Source organism: Arenibacter sp. P308M17, assembly GCF_003426735.1.
GTDB lineage: Bacteria > Bacteroidota > Bacteroidia > Flavobacteriales > Flavobacteriaceae > Arenibacter.
Genome location: NZ_QVON01000009.1, coordinates 182,516 through 190,308 on the forward strand (window position 1 = coordinate 182,516; position 7,793 = coordinate 190,308).

Annotated in this window: 10 protein-coding genes; all 10 read left to right on the forward strand. The window is 37.9% G+C overall.

The window, feature by feature from the left end; translation table 11 throughout:
• The first annotated feature begins 7 nt into the window (after positions 1 to 7).
• The 10 genes from D0S24_RS18830 to D0S24_RS18875 all read left to right on the forward strand — a co-directional run bounded on the left by D0S24_RS18830 (position 8) and on the right by D0S24_RS18875 (position 7,617).
• Positions 8 to 1,084: an ATP-binding protein gene (locus tag D0S24_RS18830; RefSeq protein ID WP_251795838.1), complete on the forward strand. Its 1,077-nt coding sequence runs from the start codon at positions 8 to 10 to the stop codon at positions 1,082 to 1,084.
• A gap of 36 nt (positions 1,085 to 1,120) precedes the next feature.
• Positions 1,121 to 1,501, forward strand: a complete 381-nt coding sequence (locus tag D0S24_RS18835; protein ID WP_117021376.1) for a four helix bundle protein — start codon at positions 1,121 to 1,123, stop codon at positions 1,499 to 1,501.
• Positions 1,502 to 1,505: 4 nt separating this feature from the next.
• On the forward strand, positions 1,506 to 2,183 hold the full coding sequence (locus D0S24_RS18840) for a response regulator (protein ID WP_117021377.1): 678 nt from the start codon (positions 1,506 to 1,508) through the stop codon (positions 2,181 to 2,183).
• Positions 2,184 to 2,443: 260 nt separating this feature from the next.
• A complete protein-coding gene (locus tag D0S24_RS18845; protein WP_117021378.1) occupies positions 2,444 to 2,791 on the forward strand; it encodes a hypothetical protein in 348 nt (115 codons plus the stop codon).
• Positions 2,792 to 2,796: 5 nt separating this feature from the next.
• The gene (locus tag D0S24_RS18850) at positions 2,797 to 4,134 is read left to right on the forward strand and encodes a TrkH family potassium uptake protein (protein ID WP_117021379.1); all 1,338 of its coding nucleotides are present in this window, start codon (positions 2,797 to 2,799) and stop codon (positions 4,132 to 4,134) included.
• A gap of 197 nt (positions 4,135 to 4,331) precedes the next feature.
• Positions 4,332 to 4,781, forward strand: a complete 450-nt coding sequence (gene arr / locus D0S24_RS18855) for an NAD(+)--rifampin ADP-ribosyltransferase (protein WP_117021380.1) — start codon at positions 4,332 to 4,334, stop codon at positions 4,779 to 4,781.
• An 8-nt stretch (positions 4,782 to 4,789) separates the two neighbouring features.
• Positions 4,790 to 5,242, forward strand: a complete 453-nt coding sequence (locus D0S24_RS18860; protein ID WP_117021381.1) for a VOC family protein — start codon at positions 4,790 to 4,792, stop codon at positions 5,240 to 5,242.
• Positions 5,243 to 5,363: 121 nt separating this feature from the next.
• A complete protein-coding gene (locus D0S24_RS18865) occupies positions 5,364 to 5,738 on the forward strand; it encodes a hypothetical protein (protein WP_117021382.1) in 375 nt (124 codons plus the stop codon).
• A gap of 369 nt (positions 5,739 to 6,107) precedes the next feature.
• Entirely contained in the window at positions 6,108 to 6,470 is a 363-nt protein-coding gene (locus D0S24_RS18870) for a VOC family protein (protein ID WP_117021383.1), read from the forward strand.
• 430 nt (positions 6,471 to 6,900) lie between these two features.
• Entirely contained in the window at positions 6,901 to 7,617 is a 717-nt protein-coding gene (locus tag D0S24_RS18875) for a DUF1080 domain-containing protein (RefSeq protein WP_117021384.1), read from the forward strand.
• The last annotated feature ends 176 nt before the right edge of the window (positions 7,618 to 7,793 follow it).

Consider the following 7,793-nt stretch of genomic DNA (forward strand, 5'->3'; position numbering starts at 1 on the left):
AAAAATTGTGGACTTACTTAGAACAAGAAGATACAGCAAGATAAATCAATACCTGATAAGCGTTTTGCTTATTGTATTTACTGCCGTGTTATGCTTTTTTTCAGTTGATATTATTGGCTACAGGGCCGTTGCACTTATTTTACTTTTGGTTGTTTCTATCAAAGCCATCCTTTTTGATATTTTTCCAGTAATGCTATCGGCAATATTAAGTGCATTGATTTGGAATTTCTTTTTTATTCCACCAACGTACACCTTACATATTGGTACTGCCGAAGATGGATTGATGTTCTTAATGTATTTCGTTATTGCATCAATAAATGCAGTTTTAACCTACAAAATTAGGGAAGTAGAGCGAAAGGAAAGGGATGAGGCAGAAAAAGAAAAAGCGATCCAACTTTACAGCACCTTACTTAATTCACTTTCCCACGAATTGAGAACACCAATTTCCACAATAATTGGTTCCATTGACACCATTAGAGATAGCCAAACCAAGCTTTCTGACCATAATCGCAACGAACTTTATTCACAAATTGAAATTGCCGGTTTTCGATTAAACCGCCAAGTAGAGAACCTTCTAAGTATGAGCAGACTTGAAGCGGGTTTTATCCGACCCAAGATTGATTGGTGCGATCTTAACGAAATTGTTTTTTCTGCGATTAAGGACATTGAAAATGATGAGCAAGATCACAAAATTGTATTTGCACCCAATGAAAACCTACCGTTGGTCAAAATTGACAGCGGTTTAACAGAGCAAATTCTATTTAATCTCATTCATAATGCCGTGCAACATACACCAAAACATTCAACCATCTCCGTTGAATTGGGTAACAGCGAAACACATTGCATTATTTCGGTTATTGACAACGGAAACGGATTTCCTAAAACTGACATTGATTTTGTTTTTGATAAATTCTACCGTTTAAACAATACTGCAACGGGTGGAACAGGTTTAGGACTTTCCATTGTAAAAGGTTTTACGGAAGCTATGAACGGTAACGTACTTTTAGATAATTTAGAGGAAGGTGGTGCAAGATTTTTAGTTAAAATTCCGTGCGAAAAATTAGTTTTGAGTGAGGAGAGATGAGTGATGCTAGATGCAAGAGAAAAAAAATATTGAATTATGGGTAAAAGTATTTTGAAAGTAAAATCGTTTTTGTTTGCTTTGGAAATTATTCAGCTGTATAAATTTCTTTCTAACGAAAAAAGGGAGTATGTTTTGAGCAAACAATTGTTACGCTCAGGGACTTCGGTTGGTGCTAACATAAGAGAAGCCCAAAATGCACAGAGCCCCAAAGACTTTATTCACAAACTTGCTATATCACAAAAGGAATGTGACGAATCCTTGTATTGGCTTGAATTATTACATCGCTCGGGTTATATATCAGAAGTTCTATTTGAAGAACATTTTGCCAAAGCAACAGAAATATTAAAGATGCTTAAAAGCTCAATCCCTACCCAAAGCAACATAACTCATAACTCATCTCTTATAACTCCTAACTAAAGAAATGAATAAGGCAGAAATACTTATTATTGATGATGAACCGCAAATCAGAAAACTGCTTCAAATAAATTTGGAGAGCAACGATTATAAGGTAATTCAAGCAAGCTCGGGAAAAGAAGGGTTGATCCTATCTGCCAGTCATCCCCCTGATTTGATATTGCTCGATATTGGTTTGCCGGATAAAAGTGGCCACGAAATTTTACATGAACTACGCGAATGGTATAACAAACCCATCATAATACTTTCGGTTCAGGACAATGAAACCGATATTGTTTCGGCCCTGGACCATGGGGCAACCGACTATTTGACAAAACCATTCCGCACAGGAGAACTATTGGCTAGAATTCGTTCCGCAATTGGAAGAAGTCAAAATACGGAGAACAGCCCCATTGTTTCTTGTGGGGATATTGAGGTTGATTTGGTGGCCCGAACTGTAAAACGAAAAAATGAAGCCATAAAACTCACCTCTACAGAGTATAACCTATTGGCTTTATTCGCCAAAAACGAAGGTAAAGTCCTCACACATCAATACCTACTGAAAGAGATTTGGGGATATAGCTATCAAACCGAAACACAGTATTTGCGTGTTTTTGTTGGTACATTACGTAAAAAGATTGAGGAAAACCCCAATAATCCGCAACATATCATCACAGAAAGCGGAGTTGGTTATCGCTTTCAATAGTCTTTATAAAATCTTTATACAAGCATCCCAATCCTTGATTTTTTAAATATCACTTCCATCCGACCTTTGTAGTGCCAAAAAAAACACAAAGAGATGAAATGGGATTTTTTCTATGATGAAGGTGAGGGCAACCCTACGAATCCATTCAAGATTGGTACAAGGACATCAAACATTTGATTGTACCCACAATTTTAATGATGGTTTTAGGAATTGCTGCTTATCCCTATTTCCGGTTTTTCCATTTCTAAAGTTTATAACAGATGAATAGTGAATTATCAATAACGAAAAAAATGGCAGATGTGATTGTTCAAGTTTGCTTTGATGTAGTGGAGTTTTCAAGACTTTACGAGCAAGACCACCCTAAAAGTGCCAAACATATTTTTCAAAGCAATGAAGAAGTAAAAAAGGGCTTGAAATGGATTGTAAATGCTAAAAATCAAACAGAATTTAAAAACAGGGTTTCCGATTACTTGAAGGCCGTAAAATTAGCCAAACAACTCTATCAGGACATCCAAATTCCTATTGAGGGCAAGGATAGAATAATTGTTCAGCTTTCCAATCTTCAAATACATCTGACCGAACTTAACAAAGCAGTTTCACCTAATTAAGTAGTATGAAAAATGTAGTAAAAAGATACCGTAAATTTCAATTGTCATTATCGCCCCAACAAAACCTTCTTTACGGTTTTTTGATGTATACCTTAATTGGATGGACTCTACTCTGCTTGCCGTTTTTTCATAAACAGGCCGTTACGGCATTGGATAGTTTGTTTATAGCCACATCGGCAATTTCCACAACAGGATTGGTAACCGTAAGTGTTTTTGATACCTATAATTGGTTTGGTCAGTTCATTGTAATGTTACTTTTTCAAATTGGCGGTATTGGTTATATGACCTTTACTTCCTTTGTGCTATTGTCAAAGAAAAGTCCTTTGACCCATTGGCATCAGCGAGTGTTAAACGCAGAATTTACAATGCCAAAAGGATTTGAATTGAAAGATTTTTTAAAGTCGGTCATCATTTTCACCTTCATTATAGAAACAATTGGGGCATTGTGCCTTTACATTGCCTTTACCCGGGCGGGCGTTGAACATAATTTTGCTATTTGGAGCAGTATCTTCCATAGCGTTTCGGCATTTTGCACAGCAGGCTTTGGTCTGTATAATGATAGCTTTGAGCAGTTTGCGGGCAATACTTCCATCAATACCATTATTTCTGTATTGGCCATTTGTGGTTCTTTGGGCTTTATTGTTGTAACCGACCTTTGGAACAGAATTTCAGGGAAAACCAAGAGCATCACCTTTACGACCATAACAATTTTCGGGGTAATTATCGTATTGCTTTCCATCGGAACTACAATGATCTATTTTTTTGAACCTTCGGTAAGTCACTTGGGCGAAAACAAATTAATGGCTTCCTTTTTTCAATCTATGAGTGCATTGACAACCGTAGGTTTTAATACGGTTCCCATTGGAAGTTTTTCAACAGGAATTTTGTTGGTCGTTATTTTCTTGATGTATGTAGGCGCTTCCCCTTCGGGTACGGGTGGAGGTATGAAATCTACCACTTTAACTGCCCTAATTGCGATAATGTGGAGCAGAATTAGGAATAATAGGCAAGTAACTTTCTTTGGTAAGACCATACCTTTGGAACGGCTTTATGTAGCTACTTCAATTTTTATGCTTTATGCATCCGTAATTTTCCTTTCCACATTCTTGTTGGCTATGACCGAAGATTTTCCACTGGACCAAATTCTGTTTGAAACCACATCGGCCATTGGAACAGTTGGTTTGAGTACAGGCATAACAAGTAACTTGAGTGTTTGGGGAAAAGTGGTCATCATTTTTGTAATGTTCGTAGGCAGGCTGGGTTTACTCACTTTTGGTCTGGCAATTTTAGCAAGGAGAAATAAAATTAAAACCATAGGGGATGAGGCTGATTTGGCAGTTTAATGTCGTTATCTAGTGTCAGACTATCGAAACAAATGCGGATTTTTTAGCTAAAATTCAGTATTTTGGTATCTATAAAAGTTTGGTGCGGGCGGATAGTGAATCGCTCCGAAATCTCGCTCTGCCAGTAATAGCAGAACCGATAACGATCATTATAATAGAAGACCTAGATACAAGTAAAATGAGGAAGACAAAATTTCATGGCAACTGATAAAAAGCAACCACAAAAAACAAACGGACAAGGTTCAACTCCTTTTGCCCAAACTTATTTTCACGGAACAAAAGTCGATTTAAAAATAGGCGACCTTATTGAAGTCGGTTACAGCTCGAACTACGGACAGCGAAAAAATGCAAAATACATTTTCTTGTCCGAGACATTGGACGCTGCAATTTGGGGCGCTGAACTTGCCTTTGGCGAAGGACGGGAAAGAATTTATTTGGTAGAGCCGCAAGGACAAATTGAGGACGACCCGGACCTGACGGATAAAAAATTTCCCGGCAATCCCACCAAATCGTATCGTTCAACAGAACCATTTAGAGTTGTTGGAGAAGTAACGGTATGGCAAGGACATCCGGTAGAACATATTGATACAATGAAAGAACATCTCAAAAAACTTAAAGCACAGGGCATAAACTCATTAAATGACTAAAATAAGGTATGGGGAAAAGTAAATTACTGGAAATGAACAACGTTGGTATCGTTGTAGAAAACCTTGACAATGCCATTTCCTTTTTTACGGAAATCGGACTGGAACTTGAAGGGCGGGGGATGGTTGAAGGGGAATGGGCCGGACAAGTGACCGGGCTTGGAAACCAATCTGTAGAAGTTGCTATGATGGTTACACCTGATGGCCATAGCCGACTCGAAATTTCAAAATTTATTTCACCGCCTACTATTTCAGATCATAGAACGGCCCCTGTTAATTCACTCGGTTATCTACGCATCATGTTCAGGGTAGACAATATTGACGAATTGGTGTCCAGACTTATCATGCAAGGTGCTGAACTTGTTGGGGAAGTGGTTCAGTATGAAAATACATATCGGCTTTGTTACATTCGCGGAACGGAAGGGCTACTGATCGGACTTGCGGAACAACTAAATGAAAAATGACAAAAAAAGAGGACAGCAGAAAAAACATATAAACAGCAGGGGCAGAATTGAACATTGCATAGTGGAAGTACATTTTGAAGCTACCTTTTAGAAGGGCCTTCATCTTACTGAAAAGGAAAAAATGAAAATAAATATCTTGATTTTATTAATTGGAACTCTTGTTTTGTTAGGTTGTGATAACGATGATGTTCATAGAGATATTGATGGTCAGTATATCGGGACTTTTCATAGAGGTAGGAACAGTTCTAATGTGGAATTGACCTTTACCGATACCAATTTTTCAGGGGAAAACGAAACCGTAAAATTTCCTGCTATTTGTAATGGCAATTACTCAATTTCAGAGAGGACTATAAAATTTGAAAATCAATGTCCTTGGACCGCCGAATTTGATTGGAGCTTAATACTGACCGGCACTTGGAATTTTAGTTTTGCCAACAATACCCTGATATTGACCAATTCGATCGGAGATTTGTATACTTTAATAAAACAAGAATGAAAACGCATTACATTCCAGTAGACGGCTCCTGCCATTAAAACACAATTGCTGAGATGCATTAGCTTACTTGAACTTAAAATTCCAAAAATTTACACCTAATTAAAATAAATATTTTACTTCAGTATCCAAGTAGGTACATTTATTTAAGTACATTACAATATTAAATTCAGAAAGATTTTCCTCAATTTTTACCTCTGACCCTAAGGGGAGGAATTGAGAAAAATCAGGCTCACTTTAGGGCTTGGGGTAAAACGGATTTTCCGAATAACCTTGTTAAGACGATTTTTGCCATGTACTAAAACATTTTTTATGTTCTTTATTGAAAAAACAATTGAATTTTAATACAGAGAAACCTAAAAGAGGGAAATTATGTTAACCGAAATCAATCCGAAACTACCAATGCGCGACAAAAATGTTACGAGAGAATTTTACCTGAACAAATTAAGATTTAAAGAATTTGGGAGTGCTGACTTTGATGGCTATCTAATGGTAGAAAGGGACCGAATTCAAATCCACTTTTTTGAATTTAACGAGCTTGACCCAAAGGAAAATTACGGGCAAGTTTACATTAGAACTGACAATGTTGATGAATTATATAGATCATTTTTAAATGACGGAACGAAGATTCATCCAAATGGACATTTGCAAACCAAACCTTGGGGACAAAAAGAATTTTCTATTCTGGACCCGGACAACAATTTATTGACCTTTGGACAAAATACGGACAAATAGATACCCCCGGTTAACTAAACCACGATGGCGCGGGCGTCACGCCTGCCTGCCTGCCTGCGTGGCAGGCCCGTCCGAACGCAACGGGTGGGCTCGTGCCTTACCTTAATTTGGCGGGCCAAATGCCGTTCCTGTCCCCCTACTTTGCATATATTAACCAATAATCCCTAAATGGAAAGAATTATAAATTAACCCTAAAGCAAAGTAAGCAAAAAACCGACACCGCAAAGTTCAACGGTGGATCAAAAATACTGCGCCCTTGTGCTTCCATGATCTTGTAGGGAATATTTAAATTTTGTCCACTTTTTTTTGTTCCTCCCAATTTTTAATTAATTCATTTTATTACATTTAAGGGTACTTATCCTGTTTTGAGAAATAATAATATATTTTCCAGGGTAGGTACGCTGATCAATTCCAAAAAGAAACCATTGCCATGATGAATTTTAGATCCTTCCTTTACCTTGTGCTTTTTCTATTATTATTGACCAATTGCGGCAATAGGAAAACTTCCGAAAGCGCCAAGGACATCTCTTCCGATGAAATTGAAGCGGTCCGATTCCAAGATAGGGATTGGGAATATTTGTTTGATGGAAAGACCTTGAACGGATGGAAAAAAATGGGTGGTGAGGCCACTTACCACGTGGAAGGCGATATGATAGTAGGTACTACAGCTCCGGTGAGCGATACCAGTAATACTTTTTTGGTGACCAATAAATTTTATGACAATTTTGTTTTGGAATTTGAAGTGATCCTGGACCTTGCCCCAAACAATTACCATAATTCGGGCGTGCAGATCAGGAGTAACAGTAGGCCCGATTTCTACAATGGATTGGTCCATGGCTATCAGGTAGAAATCGATCTGGATACTACGGCGCGTAGTGGAGGTATTTACGATGAAGGCAGGCGCGGTTGGGTACACGACCTTAGGGATAATCCTGCCGCCAGAAAAGCCTTCAAGTTGGGAGAATGGAATTCCTTTAAGGTGGTGGCAGACGGTCCATCAATCAAAACCTGGGTAAACGGGGTGGCAGCCGCAGATTATGTGGATGATATGACCCCCACCGGTTTTATTGGGCTACAGGTACATGCCACGGACAGTGAAAGACCGCTTCATGTAAAATGGAGGAATATTCGGGTGAAACCCTTGTAATTATGGATCATGACTAATTGTTGTGTTTATTCAAAAAATCGGAAATAATTAGAATAGACATGTTTTTTGATTTTTAGTTTTTTATACAAAGAAGTATCTACGAAGATCAATGATCAAATTATTCTTTCATTTTACTCAATTGGTTTCTATTGTTTTTTAACGGTTTTCGTGAATCT